This window comes from Streptomyces sp. C1-1 (assembly GCF_050214755.1).
Lineage (GTDB): Bacteria > Actinomycetota > Actinomycetes > Streptomycetales > Streptomycetaceae > Streptomyces.
The window spans coordinates 2,393,156-2,412,315 of record NZ_CP189826.1; the positions used below are offsets into that span (position 1 = coordinate 2,393,156).

The following is a 19,160-nucleotide window of genomic DNA, read 5'->3' on the forward strand; positions in this document are numbered from 1 at the left end:
ATGCGTTTCCAGCCATTCTCGCCACTCCGCAACTGACCGATGAGTCAGTTGTGGCGGATTTCCCGGTCAGGAATGCATCACGGCCCGTGATCGTTGACGATAGGAGTACCACCTGACAAGCAACCGTAAGGATCAAGAGCTCGTGAGCAGCAAGGTCCCCCCGATCATCCTCAACAACGGCGTAGAGATGCCCCAGCTGGGCTTCGGCGTCTGGCAGGTGCCGGACGACGAGGCGGAGCGGGCGGTCGCCACCGCGTTGGAGGCCGGGTACCGCAGCATCGACACAGCGGCGATCTACGGCAACGAAGAGGGCACCGGCAAGGCGATCGCCGCATCCGGCGTCCCGCGCGAGGACGTCTTCGTCACCACCAAGCTCTGGAACAGCGAGCACGGATACGACTCGACGCTGCGCGCGTTCGACGTCTCGCTCCAGAAGCTCGGCCTGGAGTACGTCGACCTCTACCTCATCCACTGGCCGACCCCGGCCCGTGACAAGTACGTCGACACCTACAAGGCGTTCGAGAAGCTCCTCGCCGACGGCCGTGTCCGCGCCATCGGCGTGTCGAACTTCGAGCCGGAGCACCTTCGCCGGCTCATCGACGAGACGTCCGTCATCCCGGCGGTCGACCAGATCGAGCTCCACCCGCACCTGCAGCAGCTCGCGGCGCGCGAGTTCCACAAGGAGCAGGGCATCGCCACCGAGGCCTGGTCGCCGCTCGGTTCGGGCAAGGGCCTCCTGGAGGTCCCGGCGATCGTCGCCATCGCGCAGAAGCACGGCCGCACCCCGGCCCAGGTGGTGCTGCGCTGGCACCTGCAGCTGGGCAACGTGGTGATCCCGAAGTCCGTGACGCCCTCCCGGATCAAGGAGAACATCGAGGTGTTCGACTTCAGCCTGGACACCGAGGACCTGGCCGCGATCAGCGCGCTGAACGAGGACCGGCGCCTGGGTCCGGACCCGTCCACCTTCAACATGGCCTGACGAACCGTCACGGCCCGCGCGAAGGCCCCCGCCGAGCGGCGGGGGCCTTCGCGTACGGAGGGCGGCCGAGACCGGGTCCCGGATCGGGTCAGGTGCCCCACACCTCCGCGTGGACGATCTCGAACTCCTCCAGTCCTACCACGGTGACATGCGCCTTGGCCGCCCCCTCCTGTCGCACCGAGGCCTGCGCCGAGCGGGAGGCCGCCAGCGACCCGCGGTCGGCGAACAGGGCACCGACCAGGCCGCGGCCACGCGACCGGTCGATGTGCAGGGACGTCCCGGTGAAGCCCGGCAGCGTCTCCAGACGGGGAACCACCGAGGCACGGAAGGTGTCGGCCAGCAGATCCGCGTCAGCGGGGTCGAACTCCAGCCGGGTGATGCGCAGTCCGCCGCCGGCCACCGGCCTGCCGGCCGGATGGAAGACGGCCACCTCGTAGTTGTCGACCGCTATCGTCGCGGCGAACGGCTCCATCAGCGCCGGACGCCGCTCCCGCATGACCTCGTCGCTGTTGCGCCTGGCCTCCTCGGACTCCCACCAGCTGACGGCCAGCAGTTTGCCGAGCTCCCGGTCGACGAAGACGCCCGCCCCGCGATACCCCGGGCGCTCCTGCAGAAGGTCCCGGCCCTGCGCGTTCAGGGCCCTGACGGCGGTGTCCACCTTCGCGGGATCACCGGTGGCGTACACAGTGCGCACGAACATGAGCCTCGCCTCCAAGAAGTAGGGCGAATTTCCGGAATGCTCATTACGCCCAGTGTTGCCCTGGGCGCAAAGCCCCGCAATCAGGGCCGCCAACGGAAGTCTGGACCAAGGGGGTTGACGAGAGCACGTAAAGCACGCCACCTTGTACGGCACTCGAGTAAGGAAACTTTCCTAACAGAAGGGTCCCCCACAGTGCGCCTACGAACACTGACCCTCGCCGCGGCCTCCGGGGCCGCTCTGCTCGCCGCCGGAGTCCTCCCCGCGAACGCCTCCGGCACCGCCCGTCCGGCCTCCGCCCAGGAGGGCTCGGTCAGCGCGGCCGACCTGCTCGCCAAGGTGACGTCCTGTTCCCAGATATCGAACGGCAAGTACAAGACCGACGACGAGACGTCGGCCACCGTCCCGGTGTGCGGCAAGAACGGCGCCGTGTTCTGGAAGGCCGACATGGACATCGACTGCGACGGACAGCGCACGTCGAAGTGCAGCGAGAGCACCGACCCCTGGTACCAGGACGACACGGCCTTCCACCAGTCCGACGGCCGGCCCCTGCGCGCGGACTCGCTGCCGTACGTCGTCGTGCCCAGTTCCAGCAGCATCTGGAACTACGCCGGCGCCGGCATCAAGGGCGGTGGCGTGGTCGCCGTGATCTACAACAACAAGGTCGAGTACGCCGTGGTGGGCGACACCGGCCCCACCAAGATCATCGGTGAGGCCTCGTACGCCACCGCCAACGCGCTCGGGATCGACCCGAACCCCGAGACCGGCGGCGCCGACTCCGGCGTGACCTACATCCTGTTCAAGAACTCGAAGGTCTCCCCCATCGAGAGCCACAGCGCGGCCGTCACGCTGGGAGACAAGCTGGCCAAGCAGTTCCTGCAGAACAACTGACTCCGGCCGGACAGCCCGACCGGCCTTCGTGCGGGATCAGTTGGGCTGTCCGATCGGCCGTACGACGATGGTGTTCACGTCGACCCCCTCGGGTCGGCCCACGGCCCACACCACCGAGTCGGCGATCTGGTCGGCCGTGAGCAGATGGCCCGGCGGCAGGCTGCCGAGGCCGTCCCAGAACGGCGTCTCCACCCGGCCCGGCGCGATCAGGGTCACGCCGAAGCCGGGACCGGGCCGCACTGCCGGTGCTGGGTCTCAGCCGGTGCGTACCGCTGTGTGGACCGTGTGCGCCGCCAGGACGAACACGTCCGAGCGGTGGTGCACGCCCGCCTTGTCGTCGGGGTCCAGGAGACGGTCGAGGGTGGCGCGGTCGTCGGCGTCGAGCCGGTCCCCGTAGGCGTCCCGGAATCGGCCGAGGGAGTCGGCTACGTAGGCACGCGCCCGGTCGGAGGCGGGCGCGGGAAGGTCGAGGAGGAAGGTGCGCGTGCGGGCGTGGGTCAGCCCCGCGGCGCTCAGCAGCGCCGGCCAGTCCTCCACCTCGTCGACGGAGCCGGGCAGGTCGGCCCGCATCCGGGCGAACCACTCCGCTTCCAGGGCGTCCAGGCGGGCCTGCAACCCGGGGCGGCCGAAGCCGAGGTCGCGCGGCAGGAACCGGGCCGGCAGGCCGCCCTCCATGATCGCCAGGGTCCCGCCGGGCGCCAGCCGCTGCGCGAAGGCGCCGAGGGCGGCCCGCTGGTCCCCGAGGTGGTGCAGGCTGCGGCCGGCCCACAGCAGATCGGCCGGATAGTCCAACTCGGCGAGGACCTGCGGAAGTTCACCGGTCAGGGTGTCGAACCGGTCGGTGTGTCCCAGACGCTCGGCGCGCTCCCGGGCGCGTTCGAGCAGCGGTGCAGAGCCGTCGACGGCCACGACGCGGGCGCCGGGGAAGGTCTCGGCGAACAGACAGGTGACAACGCCGGGGCCGCTGCCCGCGTCGACGATCAGCCCCGGCTCGGTCACTTCCCTGCCGAGCCAGTTCAGGGCCCGCTCGTACAGCGGAGTGAACAGCTCGGCCTGTGCCTCCAGGTGCGGGGCCATCTCGGCCCAGTCGATGTCGGTGTCATGGCCGTGCTCGTGCCGGTGACCCTCTTGGTGGTGACCGTGTCCGTGGTGGTGCTCGTGCGCCATGGTCGTCAGCCTCTCGTCCGGGATGCCGCCAGCGTGCTCCGACGCACCGGGCGAGGGCCACTTCTGTTGCCGGGGCGGCAAAATCCGGATGCGGGCCTTGCTCCGCGTCTCGCAGGATGGCCCGATGGACGACAGGCTGGTCGAGCACTTCCTCGCGGACGGTTTCGTGAAGGTCGAGGGAGCGTTCCCTCGAAGGGTCGCCGAGGACTGCGCGCGGCTGCTGTGGCGGGAGACGGGCTACGACCCCGAGGACCCGGCCACTTGGAAGGAACCGGTGGTCCGGGTGGCCGGGATGGCCCAGGGACCGTTCGCCGCGGCCGCCAACTCCCCCGCGCTGCATGAGGCGTTCGACCTGCTGGTGGGCGAGGGCCGGTGGGTGCCGCGCTACTCGCTGGGCACCTTTCCGCTGCGGTTCCCGCACGAGCGGGAGCCGGACGACGCGGGCTGGCACATCGAGGGCAGCTACCTCCCGGAAGGGGAGAGCTGGTATTTCACCAACCTCCGCTCCAGGGACCGTGCCCTGCTGATGCTGTTCCTGTTCAGCGAGGTGACCGAGACGGACGCCCCGACCCGTGTCCGCGTCGGCTCCCACCTGGACGTACCGCCCCTGCTGGAGCCGTACGGCGAGACGGGCGTCTCGGGTCTCGAGATCGCGCCGAAGCTGGTCGAGGCCTCCGCCGACCGTCCCCTGGCGTACGCCACCGGCAGCCCCGGCGACGTCTACCTCTGCCACCCCTTCCTGGTCCACGCGGCCCAGCCCCACCACGGCACCCGCCCCCGCTTCATGGCCCAGCCCCCGCTGATGCCGGCGGTGCCGTACGAGCTGGACCGGCCCGACGGCGACTACTCCGCGGTGGAGTACGCGATCCGCCGGGGTCTGGCCAAGAGGCCTTGACCCCAGCGGACCCGTTTTCACCGACGAGGTCTACAACGGCGGGTACGCGTTCTGCATCAGCTGCTGGAACTGCGCCGAGAACCAGTGCCCCGACAGCGGAGCGTTCGGCAGCGCACCCGACATGTTGTTGCCGTTGCGCGCGTTGCCCGTGTACGTCGGGTCGCACATCCGGTCGAAGCCCTTGCCCTCGTCGTTGGCGATGGCGGTGCTGGAGCCGTCCGACTCACCCGGAGGCTTCATCCACACGTAGGCGTCGATCCCGCTCGCCGGGTTGGCCTGCGGACGCTCGCCGAGACCGGCGCCCGACTGGTTGCACCAGTTGCCGACGTGGATCCTGCGGTCGTAGCGGCCGCCGTCGACGTAGGTGTCCACGCTGGTCTTCGCGCCGGGGCCGGCGGGTCGCGCGGTGCCTCCCCAGCCGTTCCTGGAGGTGTCGATCAGCATGCCGATGTTGGAGTTGAAGCCGACGGAGACCAGTTGGTTGCGGAACGCCTGGGCGAAGGACAGCTCGTCGACGTACCGGTTCCAGTCGACCCACTTCGACTGCCGCACCGAGGTGCCGTTCACCGTGTCGTTGATGGTGAAGTTGTTCTCCTTCAGGGCGCTGTAGTTGGCCGTGTTGGTGATGAAGCCCTGTACGTCGTCGACGGTCGCGCCCTCGCTGGTCGCGGCCTGCTTCATGATGGTGGCGGACGGAGCGAAGTTGTCGTCCCAGCCGAGCCAGCCGTGGTGGCCGGCGTCGAGGTAGTTGTAGACGTTGGGGATCGCGCCGAGCTTGGCCAGCGCGTAGCCGACGCCCTTCACGTAGTTGCCGTTGGCGAGCATGGTGTCGCAGTTCGGGGTGGCGGTGGCGCGGCTGCCGGTGTTGGTGACCAGGTTGGGCAGCGAGTCGATCTCGATCGTGGTGACGATGCGCAGGGAGGCGTACTTGGGGTCGGCCAGGATCGCCGCGATCGGGTCGATGAACTGCGTCTTGTACTTGTCGATCTCGGTCGGGCCGAGTTCGCCGTTGGAGGCGAGGGCCGAGCAGTCACGTCCGGGGAGGTCGTAGACGACCAGCTGGACGACCTCTTCGCCGCTGCCCTTCTGCTGCAGGGCCGCGTCGAGGTGGGCGCGCAGGCCCATGCCGCCGTTCACGCCGTTGATGGCGGCGATGCGGTCGAGCCAGACGCCGGTGGGCTGGTTGGAGACTCGGCTGCCGCCCGGTTCGGCGGCCGCCTTGGCGGACCACTCGGGGTTCACGTACACCTTGGCGCCGGCGTAGGGGTTGTCGACGCGGCTGCCGGTGCCACCGCCGCCCGTGCCGCCGCCCGTGCCGCCGCCCGTGCCGCCGCCCGTGCCGCCGCCGGTGCCGCCACCGCCGCTTCCGTCGTCGACGTTGCAGGTGACGCCGTCGAGGGTGAAGGTCGTCGGGAGCGCGTTGGTGCCGCTGTAGGAGCCGTTGAAGCCGAAGCTGACCGAACCGCCGGTGGCCAGGGTGCCGTTGTAGGTCTCGTTGGCGGCGGTGACGGCGGCACCGCTCTGGCTGACCTTGGCGTTCCAGAAGCTGGTGATCTTCTGGTTGCCGGCGTACGACCACTTCAGCGACCAACTGCTCTTGGCCGCGCTGTTGTTGGTGACCGTCACGGCGGCGGTGAAGCCGGTGTCCCACTGGTTCTGCACCTTGTAGTCGACGGTGCAGGGGACGGCCTGGATTCCGATGTCCCCGGGGACGACGGCCGTCGCGGTCCCGGCGGTCCCGGCGACCAGCGCCAGGGCGGCGAGTATCGCTGTTCTGGTACGACTCATGAGTGCGGGTTTCCCTCTCCGATACGGGGATTACGGGTTGATGGCGCGCAGGTGATCGCGCAGCCCGATGCCGTACGACGTGGGGGTTCCGTCGTAGTTGGAGATGAGCGAGGGACCGGAGGAGCAGTCCCAGGTGTTCCAGGTCCAGCCCAGATAGGACAGGTTGTGGTCGTCGAACCACTTCATGACCCGGTCGACGAACCCGTGCGAGCAGGTGCTCTCGCCGATCTCCCCGGCCACCAGCGGCACCTGGGCCGCGACGGGGGCGAGGGTGGAGTTCCAGCAGCTCTCGCTCGCACAGGTGTTGAAGTTGTACCCGTGGTACGCGGCGACGAGGTTGCCCGCGGGATCACTGGGCTTGTACGTCAGCCACTGGCTCAGGTCGTTCGAGTACGCCAGGCCGCCCGCGAGCACGACGTTCCTGGCGCCGGTGGCGCGCACGGCGTCGACGAGGTCCTGCATGCCGGCGACCTGGTACCCGATGCCGGGGCAGGTGCCGCCGTCCCGCCAGCACTGCCACGCCTGGGTGGTCGTGGAGGTCGCGCGGTCCGGGTAGGGCTCGTTGAACAGGTCGAAGGCGACGGCCTGGTCGCCCTTGAAGGTGTTCGCCACCGAGGACCAGAAGGACGGCGTGTACTGCGCGTCCGGCATCGGCTTCTGGCAGGTGGCATGGACGTCGGAGCAGCCGGCGGAGTTGCCGGTGTACTGGCCGTAGGTCCAGTGCAGTTCGACGATCGGTGTCATGCCGTGCGCCTCGACGCGCGCCACCAGGTCCTTGACGGCGTTGATGTAGTTGGCGCCGCCGTACTCGGACTTGATGTTGGAAAGTCCCAGCCAGCACTCCTCGTTGAGCGGGATACGGACCGCGTTGGCCTTCCAGTCGGCGATCGCCTTGACGGCCGTGTCGTCGACCGGACCGTCCCAGATGCCGTAGCCCTGCACGCACATGAACTCGCCGCCGGAGCGGTTCACGCCGAGCAGCCTGCGCGTGGCGCCCGAGGCGTCCACGAGCTTGTTGCCCGAGACGTGCAGCGCGGGTGCCGTGCCCGTCGCCGGGGGTTCCGTCGGGGTGGGTGACGGTTCCGGATCGACGTTGCACGTGGTGCCGTTGAGCTTGAACGACGTCGGTACGGCGTTGCTCCCCGATGCCGGCCGGGAGGCGAGGAACCCGGCGCCGACGCTCGCGCCGGTGGCCAGCGAGCCGTTGTAGCTCTCGTTGGCGGCGGTCACCGTCGTGCCGGACTGGGACCACTTGGCGTTCCAGCCCTGGGTGACCTTCTGGCCGTCGGCGAAGTCGAAGCTCAGGCTCCAACCGCTCAGGGCGGCCGTGTTGTTGGTGATCTTCACGGCCCCCTGGAAGCCGGTGTCCCACTGGCCGGTGACCGAGTACTCCACCGAGCAGGCGGGCGTGGCTCCCCGCGCCGTCACGGCCGGAATGGTCATGGTCCCGACAAGAGCGACCGCGCCGGAGACGGCTAAAAGTACTGAACGCGGGGGGTGTCGCATGAGCGACTCCTTGCAGCTCAGGCGCGTCGTGACGGACGCGTCGACTGATGGAACCGCTCCCACTGGTGTCAACGAAGCTAGCGCCAAGTGACAGCAAAGGACAGGGGGGTCGCAGAGTTTCCTGACTTTCCCTCAGCTAAAACGCAGTCGAATCTTTTCGACTCTTCAAGCACCTTGACCGCCTCCACCCCCATCCCCACTATGGGAGCGCTCCCACTGGTTCAAGGCTTGTTGCTCCTCCCCCACTTCGCTCGAGCCGCAAGGAGGAACCAGCACCATGCATCCAAGACGCAGACGCCGCGGGACGCGGCGGCTGTGGACCGCTGCCATGGCGGCCCTCGCGCTTCCGCTCACCATGCTCGGCACCGGCACGACTCCCGCCCACGCGGCGGCACTTCAGTGCAGTGTCGACTACAAGACGAACGACTGGGGCTCCGGCTTCACCGCGGATCTGACGATCACCAACCGCGGCACGGACGCCATCGACGGCTGGACGCTGACCTACAGCTACTCGGGCAACCAGAAGCTGAGCAACGGCTGGAACGGCACATGGTCGCAGTCCGGTTCGGCGATCACCGTGCGGGACGCGGGCTACAACGCGAAGATCGCCGCCAATGCCGCCGTCTCCACCGGCGCGCAGTTCACCTACAGCGGCACCAACACCGCTCCCACGAACTTCGCGATCAACGGCACCACCTGCGCCGGCGCGCACCAGCCGCCGGTCACCGTGCTGACCAGCCCCACGGCCGGCGCGGTCTACACGCAGGGCACCGCCGTCCCGCTCGCGGCCACCGCCGCCGCGGCCGACAACGCGACGATCAGCAAGGTCGAGTTCTACGACGACACGACCCTGCTGGGCACGGACACCAGCGCGCCGTACACCCTGTCCGCCTCCGCGCTGGCGGTGGGCAGCCACTCCCTGGTGGCGAAGGCGTACGACAGCCTGGGCGCCTCCGCCGAGTCGACGCCGGTCGGCATCACCGTCGCCTCCGGCCCGGCCGTGGTCGCCTCCCCCACCCAACTGGGCGTCCAGCAGGGCAAGTCGGGCACGTACGCGGTGAAGCTGTCGACGCAGCCCTCGTCGAATGTGACGGTGACGACGGCCCGCGCGAGCGGCAACTCCGGTCTGTCGGTGTCGGGCGGGGCGAGCCTCACCTTCACCCCCTCCAACTGGAACACCGCGCAGAACGTGACCGTCACCGCCGACTCCTCCGGCACCGGCGCGGCGTCCTTCGAGTCGACGGCCACGGGGTTCACCAAGGCGACGGTCACCGTGACCGAGCTGGCGGCCTCGAAGGCGTACGACGCCCGCTTCCTGGACCTCTACGGGAAGATCACCAACCCGGCGAACGGCTACTTCTCGCCCGACGGCATCCCCTACCACTCGGTGGAGACGCTGATCGTCGAGGCGCCCGACCAGGGGCACGAGACCACCTCGGAGGCCTACAGCTATCTCCTGTGGCTGCAGGCGATGTACGGCAAGGTCACCGGTGACTGGTCCAAGTTCAACGGCGCGTGGGCCCTCATGGAGAAGTACATGATCCCCACGCACGCCGACCAGCCCACCAACTCCTTCTACAACGCCTCGAAGCCGGCCACCTACGCTCCCGAGCTGGACACCCCCAACGAGTACCCGGCGAAGCTGGACACCTCCGTGTCCGTGGGTTCGGACCCGATCGCGGGTGAGCTGAAGAGCACGTACGGCACGGCCGACGTCTACGGCATGCACTGGCTCGAGGACGTCGACAACGTCTACGGCTATGGCGACACGCCCGGTGGCACCTGCGAGGGCGGCCCGACGGCGAAGGGTCCGTCGTACATCAACACCTTCCAGCGCGGCGCGCAGGAGTCGGTGTGGGAGACCGTGCCGCAGCCGACCTGCGACGCCTTCAAGTACGGCGGCAGCAACGGATACCTGGACCTGTTCACCGGCGACTCGTCCTACGCCAAGCAGTGGAAGTACACGGACGCCCCGGACGCCGACGCACGTGCGGTGCAGGCCGCGTACTGGGCGGACGTGTGGGCCAAGCAGCAGGGCAAGGGCAGCGACGTCTCCGCGACCGTGGGCAAGGCCGCGAAGATGGGCGACTACCTGCGCTACGCGATGTACGACAAGTACTTCAAGAAGATCGGCAACTGCGTCGGCCCGTCCACCTGTGCGGCCGGCACCGGCAAGGACGCCTCGCACTACCTGCTGTCCTGGTACTACGCGTGGGGCGGCGCGACCGACACCAACGCCGGCTGGGCCTGGCGGATCGGGTCGAGCCACGTGCACGGCGGCTACCAGAACCCCCTGGCCGCCTACGCGCTGAGCTCGTACGCCGACCTGGAGCCCAAGTCGGCGACCGGCACCTCGGACTGGTCCAAGTCGCTGCAGCGACAGCTGGAGTTCTACCAGTGGCTGCAGTCGTCCGAGGGCGCCATCGCGGGCGGCGCGACGAACAGCTGGGCCGGCCGGTACGCCACTCCGCCGTCCGGTACGTCGACCTTCTACGGCATGTACTACGACCAGCAGCCCGTCTACCACGACCCGCCGTCCAACCAGTGGTTCGGCTTCCAGGCGTGGTCGATGGAACGCGTCGCCGAGTACTACCAGCAGACGGGGAACGCGCAGGCCAAGGCGGTCCTCGACAAGTGGGTCAAGTGGGCGCTGTCCAAGACCACCATCAACCCGGACGGCACCTATCTGATCCCGTCGACGCTTCAGTGGTCGGGCCAGCCCGACACCTGGAACGCCTCGAACCCCGGCTCCAACAGCGGTCTGCACGTCACCGTCGCCGACTACACCAACGACGTCGGCGTGGCGGCCGCGTACGCCAAGACCCTGACGTACTACGGCGCCAAGTCCGGTGACGCCAGCGCCAAGTCGACGGCGAAGGCGCTCCTCGACGGCATGTGGAGCAACTACCAGGACAGCCTGGGCGTCGCCGTCCCGGAGACCAGGGCCGACTACAACCGCTTCGACGACGGCGTGTACGTCCCGAGCGGCTTCAGCGGCAGGATGCCCAACGGCGACGCGATCAACTCGTCGTCGACGTTCATCTCGCTCAGGTCGTTCTACAAGAACGACCCGGCCTGGTCGAAGATCGAGGCGTACCTCAAGGGTGGCGCCGCGCCCTCGTTCACGTACCACCGGTTCTGGGCCCAGGCGGACATCGCGCTGGCCATGGGTTCGTACGCGGAGCTTCTCGAATAGTCCCCGCCGGGCGCTCCGCGGGATGGGCGGTGTTCGGCTGCGTGCCCGCTGTGGCTGGTCGCGCAGTTCCCCGCGCCCCTTTGGGGCGCGCCACCCACCGCCCCTCTCGCGGCACCGCCTGAAGGCTTCGCGTGCGTGGCTCCGTCACCTGACGACGGGGCCGTCCCGCCGGGCAGCCCCCACCCGCACTGGGGGCCGCCCGGCGACTCTCGCATGATCTAGAAAGCGCTTACCACCCTTCCGAAACCCCCACCCGGAAAGGACCTCCCGTGCGAAGAACCCGCATCCTCACGGCCGTCCTCGCGCTCGCCGCCGGTCTGCTCGCCGGTACCCCGCCCGCACTCGCCGCCGGCCACACCGCCGGAGCCGCCCTCGCCGCCGACACCTACACCTGGAAGAACGCCCGCATCGACGGCGGCGGCTTCGTTCCCGGGATCGTCTTCAACCACACCGAGAAGAACCTCGCCTACGCGCGCACGGACATCGGCGGCGCCTACCGCTGGCAGGAGTCGACGAAGACCTGGACGCCGCTGCTGGACTCGGTCGGCTGGAACGAGTGGGGGCACACCGGCGTGGTCAGCCTCGCCTCCGACTCCGTGAACCCCGACAAGGTGTACGCGGCCGCAGGGACGTACACCAACAGCTGGGACCCGACGAACGGCGCCGTGCTGCGGTCCGCCGACCGGGGCGCGAGCTGGCAGAAGACCGACCTGCCCTTCAAGCTGGGCGGCAACATGCCCGGGCGCGGCATGGGCGAACGGCTGGCGATCGACCCGAACAAGGACAGCGTGCTGTACCTGGGCGCCCCCAGCGGCAAGGGCCTGTGGCGCTCGACCGACGCCGGGGTGACCTGGTCGCAGGTGACGAGCTTCCCCAACCCCGGCAACTACCAGCAGGACCCGAGCGACACGACGGGGTACGCGAGCGACAACCAGGGCATCGTCTGGGTCACCTTCGACGAGTCCACCGGCACCTCCGGGAACGCCACCAAGACGATCTACGTCGGGGTCGCCGACAAGGACAACGCGGTCTACCGCTCGACGGACGCCGGCACGACCTGGACCCGGCTGGCGGGTCAGCCGACGGGCTATCTGGCCCACAAGGGGGTCCTCGACGCCAAGAACGGCTACCTGTACCTCGCCTACAGCGACAAGGGCGGCCCGTACGACGGCGGCAAGGGGCAGCTCTGGCGCTACGCGACGGCGAGCGGCACCTGGACGAACATCAGCCCGGTCGCCGAGGCCGACACGTACTACGGCTTCAGCGGGCTGACCGTCGACCGTCAGCACCCCGGCACCGTGATGGCGACGGCGTACAGCTCCTGGTGGCCGGACACGCAGCTCTTCCGGTCGACGGACAGCGGGGCCACCTGGACGAAGGCGTGGGACTACACGTCGTATCCCAACCGCGCCAACCGCTACACCATCGACGTCTCGTCCTCACCGTGGCTCACCTTCGGCGCGAATCCCTCCCCGCCCGAACAGAGTCCGAAACTGGGCTGGATGACGGAGTCGCTGGAGATCGACCCGTTCGACTCGGACCGGATGATGTACGGGACGGGCGCGACGCTGTACGGCACCGAGAACCTCACCCGGTGGGACAGCGGCGGCCAGTTCACCGTGAAGCCCATGGTGCAGGGCCTGGAGGAGACCGCGGTGAACGACCTGGCGTCCCCGCCCAGCGGTGCGCCGCTGCTCAGCGCCCTGGGCGACATCGGCGGCTTCCGGCACACGGATCTGGCCAAGGTCCCCTCGATGATGTTCACCTCGCCGACCTTCACGACGACGACCAGCCTCGACTTCGCCGAGACGAACCCCAACACCGTGGTCAGGGTGGGCGATCTGGACTCCGGCCCGCACATCGCGTTCTCGACGGACAACGGCGCCAACTGGTTCGCCGGGACGGACCCCTCGGGCGTCAGCGGCGGCGGGACGGTGGCCGCGGCGGCGGACGGCAGCCGGTTCGTGTGGAGCCCCGCGGGCACCGGCGTGCGGTACACGACGGGCTTCGGCTCCTCGTGGCAGGCGTCCAGCGGCATCCCGTCCGGGGCGCTCGTCGAGTCCGACCGCGTGGACCCCAAGACCTTCTACGGCTTCAAGTCCGGCAAGTTCTACGTCAGTTCGGACGGCGGCGCCACCTTCACCGCGTCGGCCGCGAGCGGCCTGCCCGGCGGCGACAGCGTGCGCTTCAAGGCGCTGCCCGGTACCAAGGGCGACGTCTGGCTCGCGGGCGGCGCCTCCGACGGCGCGTACGGCCTGTGGCACTCCACCGACGGCGGGGCCGGCTTCACCAAGCTGTCGAACGTCGAGCAGGCCGACACGATCGGCTTCGGCAAGGCGGCGACAGGAGCCTCGTACCAGACCCTCTACACCAGCGCGAAGATCGGCGGTGTGCGCGGCATCTTCCGCTCGACCGACAAGGGCGCGACCTGGACCCGTATCAACGACTACGCCCACCAGTGGGGTTGGACGGGCGCGGCGATCACCGGTGACCCGCGGGTCTACGGCCGGGTGTACGTCTCGACCAACGGCCGGGGTGTCGTCTACGGGGACACCTCCGACACCGGCGGCGGAGACGGCGGCGGCGGCACGGACCCGACGCCGACGCCCACCGGCGCCTGCACGGTCACGTACCGGATCACCAACCAGTGGTCGGACGGCTTCCAGGCGGACGTGCGGCTCGACAACACCGGGTCCACCGCCTGGACCGGCTGGTCCCTCGGCTGGTCCTTCGCCGACGGCCAGAAGATCGGTCAGCTGTGGAACGCCGACCACACCCAGTCCGGCGCGGCGGTGACCGCGAAGAACGTGAGCTGGAACGGGAACGTGGCGGCGGGCTCGTCCGTGAGCTTCGGCTTCACGGGAACCTGGTCGGGCTCGAACACGAAACCGACGTCGTTCAAGCTGGGCGACCAGAGCTGCACGGTCGCCTGATCCGTTCGGGGGCGCGTGCCGGGTGGCACGCGCCCCCGTCTTGTCCTACGGCGTGTACACCGTCGGGCGCGGCGGTGTCGCCATGCCGTCGCCGATGAACTCAGTCGCCGCCGTGCGAGGCCGGGTTGCCGTACATTCCGGCCAGTTCGGCGACCGTCCGGGCGATGCTCAGCCGCAGGTCGGAGGGTTCCAGTACCTCGATCCGCGAGCCCAGGCGCAGGAACTCGCCATGCGCGTGGCCGGCCGACTCGATGGGCACGCGGGCGACCGTCCAGCCGTCGTCGTCGGTGCGCAGTCCGACCGCCCTGGGCAGCCGCACGCCCGGCGCCAGCCGTACGACCGCCTCGCCGCGGTACAGCCGGTCGTGGAAGTCGCGCTGGTAGGCCGTCCAGTACGCGGCCAGGTCGAAGTCGGAGGGCCGGGTGAACTCCTCGCCCGGGTCGGCGAGCCGCAGGATCTGGTCGACGCGGAAGGTGCGCGGTCCGGGCCCCGCGACGACGTACCAGCGGCCCGCCTTGAGGACCAGCCCGTACGGCTCCAACCGCCGCTCCACGTCGGTGGGTTCGGCCCAGCGGCGGTACAGCACGTGCAGCACGCGGCTGTTCCACACCGCGTCGGCGACCGCCGTGAGGTACGGCGTCTCCTCCGCGTCCGCGTACCAGCCGGGGGCGTCGAGGTGGAAGCGCCCGCCGACCCGGTCGGCGTGGGCGCGCAGCTCCGCCGGCAGGGCGGCGCGCAGCTTGAGCTGTGCGGCGGCCAGGACGGAACCGAGACCCAGCTCGGCGGCCGGGCCGGGGGCGCCGGCCAGGAACAGGGCCTCGGCCTCGTCGGCGGTGAGACCGGTCAGGCGGGTGCGGTAGCCGTCCAGCAGGCGGTAGCCGCCGGCGTGGCCCGCGTCGCCGTAGAGCGGGACGCCCGCCGCGCTCAGCGCCTCCACGTCCCGGTAGACCGTGCGGACCGAGACCTCCAGCTCCTCGGCGAGCTGGGCGGCGGTCATCCGGCCCCGGGTCTGCAGCAGCAGGAGGATCGAGACGAGACGGCTGGACTTCACTGACACATGGTGTCAGTGAAGCGGTCCTAACGTCACCTCATGCCCTTCACGGAGAAACTGCTGACCGTGCCGCCGCCGATCGAGGTGGCCGGCCGGCACGTCAAGCGCTACCACGTCACCGCCGACCCGGCGGGCATCGCGCCCGGCGTGGAGAAGGCGGCGTACGAGATCCTGCCCGAGCTGCTGCCGGAGCCGGACGGGACGCCGCCGGTGACGTTCGTCGTCGTTCACCGGGGAAACGACGACGGCGCCTACGTCAACGCCTACAGCTGGGTGTGGGACAACGTCCTGCACTACGCGAACGCGGCCGCGGGCCAGCCGGTCCTCGGCTGCCCCGACCGCGATCCCACGCACTTCGTCAGGCCCGAACTCCCCTGGATCGGCTGCGTCTTCGAGCTGCCGCCCATCCAGCACGAGCGGGACGCCTGGGTGCGGCACATGCTCGTGCCCGAAGTCCCGGACCTGGCCGCCTACTTGTCCGACACCCTGCCCGAAGGAACCACGGGAGACCGCACATGAGCAGTCCGCACGACTTCGACTTCCTGCACGGAGAGTGGGAGGTGTCCCACCGCCGCCGCGCCGACTTCCTCGACCCGGACAGTGACTGGGTGGAGTTCCCGTCCACCAGCCGGTGTCTTCCGCTGTTCGACGGTGCCGCCAACATCGACGAGATCGACATGCCGTACCTGGGCGCCAAGGGGCTGACCCTGCGGCTTTTCGACCCGGAGCGCGAGGAGTGGTCGCTGAACTGGTCCTCCAGCCGCACCGGCACGCTCTTCCCGCCGGTCACCGGCCGCTTCGACGGTGACCGCGGCGAGTTCTGCGGTGACGACACGCACGACGGCAAGGACGTCCGCGTGCGCTTCCTCTGGACGGGTGTCTCCCCCGCCTCCGCCCGCTGGGAGCAGGCGTTCTCCGTCGACGGCGGGGAGAGCTGGCTGACCAACTGGACGATGGAGTTCAGCCGGCCTTCCTGAAGCTCCGCAGGTGGAAGACCGGATCGGGGCGGGGCCTGTCCTGGTCGGGCAGCCGGGCGAGGCGGTCGGCGAACCGCTCGGCCAGCGGCTCGCCCGGCGGCAGGGTGACGAACCAGCCGCGCCGCAGGTCGGCGACGGTACGACGGGGGCTGCGCCCCTGCCCGTGCCCCTGGAACCGGGCCTGTCCGGCCGGGAGCAGGCCCTGGGCCGCGGCGTACCGGGTGACGAGGTCGGCGGGGTCCCGGGGCACGCTGTGCGGCCGCTCGGCGAGCACGGCGTCGATGTCGCTGCCGACGTTGTGCGCGGCGGCCTTGTCGACGGTGGTGACATAGACCCCGCCGGGTCTGAGGACCCGGGCGCACTCGGCGACGACGGCGCGGACGTCCTGCGGCCCGTCCAGCAGGTGCAGCAGCCACACGCTGCTGACGGCGTCGAACGTGGCGTCCGGGAAGGGCAGCGCGCGACTGTCGGCCAGGGCGATCGCGCCCGGCAGCCGGCCCGCGGCCATCCGGGCCATGCCGGGCGTCAGGTCGACGCCCGTCACTCTGGTCGCGGGCCGCGCGGCCGCGAGGCGGCGGGTGACGATGCCGGTGCCGCAGCCGATGTCGAGGAGGCGGCCGGCGGTGGGCGGGACCAGGCCCAGTACGGCGGCCGCGGCGGCCGCGGCCCTGGCCTCGCCGCCGCGTGTCTCGTCGTAGGCGTCGGCTTCCTTGTCGTAGTCGAGCACGCGCGTCAGTGTGCGCCGTGCCCCGGTGCGAGCTCCTCGACCCTGCTCGCCAGGCCGAAGTCCAGCTCGGTGATCCGGCCGCCGACGCTGTGCGTGTTCACCGAGAGGGAGACGGTGTTGTAGCCGAGGGTGAGGTCGGAGTGGTGGTCGAGCTCCTCCTGGACCTGGGCGATGTGCACGACCATCGCCGTGGCCGCGAAGTGCGAGGCGAGCCGGTAGGAGCGGGTGAGCCGGTCGTCCTGGGCCGACCAGCCCGGCAGCTCGGCCAGCCGGTCCTCGATCTCCTTCTGGGACAGCGGTTCCACGGGCATGGCCTCGCTCCTTCGTCGGCTGCGGATGCCTCTTCAGCCTGCCACAGCCGGGCGACTGCGGTCCTGGTCAGAGGGTTCCCGGGGGTGAGCCGAGGACACCTCGCCGGGGCTGTTCCTCGACTACGGTCGTACACATGACCACTGCCGTGACCGGAACCACAGCCTCCGTGACCGCTCCCGCCGACCGGGGCGTCGGCCCGCTGCTGCGTGCCTGGCGGGAGCGGCGTCGGGTGAGCCAGCTGGAGCTGGCCCTGCGCGCCGACTCCTCGGCCCGGCACATCAGCTTCGTCGAGACGGGCCGCTCCCGGCCGAGCGAGGAGATGGTGCTGAAGCTGGCCGAGCACCTGGACGTTCCGGTGCGGGAGCGCAACGCCCTGCTGCTCGCGGCCGGCTACGCCCCGCGCTACCCGGAGACCCCGCTGGACGACCCGGCGATGGGCGCCCTGCGCGAGGGCATCGAGCGGCTCATCCAGGGCTACGACCCCTATCCGGCGCTGGTGGTCGACGCGACGTACGACGTGGTCGCGGCCAACCGCGGCATCATGACGCTGCTGGACGGGCTCCCGGAGTCCCTCCTCAAGCCGCCGCTGAACGCCATGCGGCTGACCCTGCACCCGCAGGGCCTGGCGCCCCGCATCCTCAACCTGCCCGAGTGGCGCGGCCATCTGCTGGCCCAGATGGAGCGGCAGATCGCCCTGCACCGCTCGGCACCGCTGCGGCGGCTGTACGAGGAGGTCGCGGCCTACCCGCTCCCGAAGAGCGCCGGCGGCGGCGAACCGGCGGAGCCCGTACCGTACTTCGCCCTGCCGATGCGGATCGAGCACGAGGGCCGGGCGCTGTCCTTCATCTCCTCCATCTCGACCTTCAACACGCCCATGGACGTCACCGTGGCCGAGCTGGCCATCGAGACGCTCCTGCCGGCCGACCCGGCGACGGCCAAGTACCTGCGGTCGCTGATCTCCTGACGGGCGCCGCCGCCGCCCGGAACCGGCCGCCCGCGCGAGGGACCGGCCGACGCCCGTTCGGCACACGTGGCAAGCGCCTCACCCCGGACCCCGTGAGACTGACACCGGAACATGACACACTGCTTCGCGCGGACTTCGGCGCGTAGGGGAGGCGTGGCGTGAGTGAGCGGCGGCCCGCGCCCACTGTGGGCCAGGTGGTGCTGGGCAGACGGTTGCAGGAGCTGCGGGAGGCGGCGGGGTTCAAGCGCGAGGAGGCCGCGCGCGTGCTGCGCGTGGCGCCGGCGACCGTGCGGCGGATCGAGATGGCCGAGGTCGCGCTGAAGATCCCGTACGTCCAGGTGCTGCTGACCACGTACGGCGTACCGGACGAGGAGGCGGCCGCCTTCGTCGCGCTGGCCGAGGAGGCGAACCAGCCGGGCTGGTGGCAGCGCTTCCACGACGTGCTGCCGGACTGGTTCAGCCTGTACGTCAGCCTGGAGGGCGCCGCCGGGATCATCCGCTCCTACGAGCCGCACTTCGTGCCCGGCCTGCTGCAGACCGAGGAGTACGCGCGCGCCGTCATGGAGGCGGGGACGGTCGGCCAGACCGGCCCGGAGACCATCGACCGCCATGTGTCGCTGCGCATGGCCCGGCAGAAGCTTTTGGACCGCCCGGACCCGCCCCACCTGTGGGTGGTCATGGACGAGACGGTGCTGAAGCGTCCGGTGAGCATCCGCGGCGAGGTCATGCGGGAGCAGCTGGACAAGCTGCTGGAATTCGCCGAGCGCGACCGGATCACGCTGCAGGTCGCCGAGTTCGAGGACGGCCCGCACCCGGGGACGTACGCGCCCTTCACGCTGTTCCGCTTCGCCGAGCCCGAACTGCCCGACATGGTCTTCACCGAGTACCTGACGGGCGCCCTCTACCTCGACTCGCGGGGAGAGGTCTCCGCGCACCTCGAGGTCCTGGACCACATGACGGCGCGCGCCGCCTCGGCGCAGCGCACGAAGAAGCTGCTGCGGGAGTACCGCGAGACCTTCTGAGTCCGCCGCCGGCTTCCCCTGTCCGCGGCACGCACGGCACCCTTCCCACCCCGAG

16 protein-coding genes and 1 pseudogene are annotated in these 19,160 nt (G+C 70.1%); 9 read left to right on the plus strand and 8 right to left on the minus strand.

Features of this window, described 5'->3' with window-relative positions; translation table 11 throughout:
* The first annotated feature begins 142 nt into the window (after window positions 1-142).
* Window positions 143-979 (plus strand): aldo/keto reductase, encoded by an 837-nt coding sequence (locus tag ACQF4J_RS10890; protein WP_351577034.1) that lies wholly within the window; start codon window positions 143-145, stop codon window positions 977-979.
* 88 nt (window positions 980-1,067) lie between these two features.
* Here ACQF4J_RS10890 and ACQF4J_RS10895 read toward each other — a convergent pair whose 3' ends face one another.
* The gene (locus ACQF4J_RS10895) at window positions 1,068-1,679 is read right to left on the minus strand and encodes a hypothetical protein (RefSeq protein ID WP_351804998.1); all 612 of its coding nucleotides are present in this window, start codon (window positions 1,677-1,679) and stop codon (window positions 1,068-1,070) included.
* A 192-nt stretch (window positions 1,680-1,871) separates the two neighbouring features.
* On the opposite strand from ACQF4J_RS10895, the gene ACQF4J_RS10900 reads away from it, so the two are divergent.
* Window positions 1,872-2,567, plus strand: coding sequence for a glycoside hydrolase family 75 protein (locus tag ACQF4J_RS10900; RefSeq protein ID WP_351577040.1), 696 nt, complete (start codon window positions 1,872-1,874; stop codon window positions 2,565-2,567).
* Window positions 2,568-2,603: 36 nt separating this feature from the next.
* Here the strand turns inward: ACQF4J_RS10900 and ACQF4J_RS10905 are convergent.
* A pseudogene (locus ACQF4J_RS10905) lies at window positions 2,604-2,792 on the minus strand (short-chain dehydrogenase); the annotation flags it as partial.
* Window positions 2,793-2,822: 30 nt separating this feature from the next.
* The gene (locus ACQF4J_RS10910) at window positions 2,823-3,734 is read right to left on the minus strand and encodes a class I SAM-dependent methyltransferase (RefSeq protein WP_351577043.1); all 912 of its coding nucleotides are present in this window, start codon (window positions 3,732-3,734) and stop codon (window positions 2,823-2,825) included.
* Between the two features lie 124 nt (window positions 3,735-3,858).
* Here ACQF4J_RS10910 and ACQF4J_RS10915 point away from each other — a divergent pair, with 124 nt between their 5' ends.
* Window positions 3,859-4,629 (plus strand): phytanoyl-CoA dioxygenase family protein, encoded by a 771-nt coding sequence (locus ACQF4J_RS10915; RefSeq protein ID WP_351577046.1) that lies wholly within the window; start codon window positions 3,859-3,861, stop codon window positions 4,627-4,629.
* A 30-nt stretch (window positions 4,630-4,659) separates the two neighbouring features.
* On the opposite strand, the gene ACQF4J_RS10920 is transcribed toward ACQF4J_RS10915, so the two are convergent.
* A complete protein-coding gene (locus tag ACQF4J_RS10920) occupies window positions 4,660-6,417 on the minus strand; it encodes a glycoside hydrolase family 6 protein (protein ID WP_427165543.1) in 1,758 nt (585 codons plus the stop codon).
* Between the two features lie 30 nt (window positions 6,418-6,447).
* The gene (locus tag ACQF4J_RS10925; RefSeq protein WP_427165544.1) at window positions 6,448-7,923 is read right to left on the minus strand and encodes a cellulase family glycosylhydrolase; all 1,476 of its coding nucleotides are present in this window, start codon (window positions 7,921-7,923) and stop codon (window positions 6,448-6,450) included.
* Window positions 7,924-8,200: 277 nt separating this feature from the next.
* Between ACQF4J_RS10925 and ACQF4J_RS10930 the strand changes: the two genes are divergently transcribed.
* Both ACQF4J_RS10930 and ACQF4J_RS10935 read left to right on the plus strand, forming a co-directional pair.
* The gene (locus ACQF4J_RS10930) at window positions 8,201-11,119 is read left to right on the plus strand and encodes a glycoside hydrolase family 48 protein (RefSeq protein WP_351804990.1); all 2,919 of its coding nucleotides are present in this window, start codon (window positions 8,201-8,203) and stop codon (window positions 11,117-11,119) included.
* Window positions 11,120-11,388: 269 nt separating this feature from the next.
* Entirely contained in the window at window positions 11,389-14,052 is a 2,664-nt protein-coding gene (locus ACQF4J_RS10935; RefSeq protein ID WP_427165545.1) for a cellulose binding domain-containing protein, read from the plus strand.
* A gap of 100 nt (window positions 14,053-14,152) precedes the next feature.
* Here the strand turns inward: ACQF4J_RS10935 and ACQF4J_RS10940 are convergent, their stop codons facing one another.
* Window positions 14,153-15,103 carry a helix-turn-helix transcriptional regulator gene (locus ACQF4J_RS10940; RefSeq protein ID WP_351804986.1) on the minus strand — a complete coding sequence of 317 codons (951 nt, stop codon included), beginning with the start codon at window positions 15,101-15,103 and terminating at the stop codon, window positions 14,153-14,155.
* A 39-nt stretch (window positions 15,104-15,142) separates the two neighbouring features.
* Here ACQF4J_RS10940 and ACQF4J_RS10945 point away from each other — a divergent pair, with 39 nt between their 5' ends.
* Window positions 15,143-15,622 carry a hypothetical protein gene (locus ACQF4J_RS10945; RefSeq protein WP_351577063.1) on the plus strand — a complete coding sequence of 160 codons (480 nt, stop codon included), beginning with the start codon at window positions 15,143-15,145 and terminating at the stop codon, window positions 15,620-15,622.
* Entirely contained in the window at window positions 15,619-16,080 is a 462-nt protein-coding gene (locus ACQF4J_RS10950; RefSeq protein WP_351804984.1) for a hypothetical protein, read from the plus strand. The genes ACQF4J_RS10945 and ACQF4J_RS10950 overlap by 4 nt, the downstream gene beginning before the upstream one ends.
* Here the strand turns inward: ACQF4J_RS10950 and ACQF4J_RS10955 are convergent.
* On the minus strand, window positions 16,064-16,807 hold the full coding sequence (locus tag ACQF4J_RS10955; protein ID WP_427165546.1) for a class I SAM-dependent methyltransferase: 744 nt from the start codon (window positions 16,805-16,807) through the stop codon (window positions 16,064-16,066). The genes ACQF4J_RS10950 and ACQF4J_RS10955 overlap by 17 nt on opposite strands.
* Window positions 16,808-16,812: 5 nt before the next feature.
* Window positions 16,813-17,118: a 4a-hydroxytetrahydrobiopterin dehydratase gene (locus tag ACQF4J_RS10960; RefSeq protein WP_351577072.1), complete on the minus strand. Its 306-nt coding sequence runs from the start codon at window positions 17,116-17,118 to the stop codon at window positions 16,813-16,815.
* Between the two features lie 134 nt (window positions 17,119-17,252).
* Between ACQF4J_RS10960 and ACQF4J_RS10965 the strand changes: the two genes are divergently transcribed.
* The gene (locus ACQF4J_RS10965) at window positions 17,253-18,083 is read left to right on the plus strand and encodes a helix-turn-helix domain-containing protein (RefSeq protein ID WP_427165547.1); all 831 of its coding nucleotides are present in this window, start codon (window positions 17,253-17,255) and stop codon (window positions 18,081-18,083) included.
* Between the two features lie 158 nt (window positions 18,084-18,241).
* Window positions 18,242-19,105 carry a helix-turn-helix domain-containing protein gene (locus ACQF4J_RS10970; RefSeq protein ID WP_351577078.1) on the plus strand — a complete coding sequence of 288 codons (864 nt, stop codon included), beginning with the start codon at window positions 18,242-18,244 and terminating at the stop codon, window positions 19,103-19,105.
* Window positions 19,106-19,160 lie beyond the last annotated feature (55 nt).

Excerpts from the sequence above, each read along its gene's own strand:
- ACQF4J_RS10895 (WP_351804998.1), bottom strand. The coding sequence starts at position 1,679 with ATGTTCGTGCGCACTGTGTACGCCACCGGTGATCCCGCGAAGGTGGAC.
- ACQF4J_RS10910 (WP_351577043.1), bottom strand. The coding sequence starts at position 3,734 with ATGGCGCACGAGCACCACCACGGACACGGTCACCACCAAGAGGGTCAC.
- ACQF4J_RS10915 (WP_351577046.1), top strand. The coding sequence starts at position 3,859 with ATGGACGACAGGCTGGTCGAGCACTTCCTCGCGGACGGTTTCGTGAAG.
- ACQF4J_RS10920 (WP_427165543.1), bottom strand. The coding sequence starts at position 6,417 with ATGAGTCGTACCAGAACAGCGATACTCGCCGCCCTGGCGCTGGTCGCC.
- ACQF4J_RS10925 (WP_427165544.1), bottom strand. The coding sequence starts at position 7,923 with ATGCGACACCCCCCGCGTTCAGTACTTTTAGCCGTCTCCGGCGCGGTC.
- ACQF4J_RS10930 (WP_351804990.1), top strand. The coding sequence starts at position 8,201 with ATGCATCCAAGACGCAGACGCCGCGGGACGCGGCGGCTGTGGACCGCT.
- ACQF4J_RS10945 (WP_351577063.1), top strand. The coding sequence starts at position 15,143 with ATGCCCTTCACGGAGAAACTGCTGACCGTGCCGCCGCCGATCGAGGTG.
- ACQF4J_RS10950 (WP_351804984.1), top strand. The coding sequence starts at position 15,619 with ATGAGCAGTCCGCACGACTTCGACTTCCTGCACGGAGAGTGGGAGGTG.
- ACQF4J_RS10960 (WP_351577072.1), bottom strand. The coding sequence starts at position 17,118 with ATGCCCGTGGAACCGCTGTCCCAGAAGGAGATCGAGGACCGGCTGGCC.
- ACQF4J_RS10965 (WP_427165547.1), top strand. The coding sequence starts at position 17,253 with ATGACCACTGCCGTGACCGGAACCACAGCCTCCGTGACCGCTCCCGCC.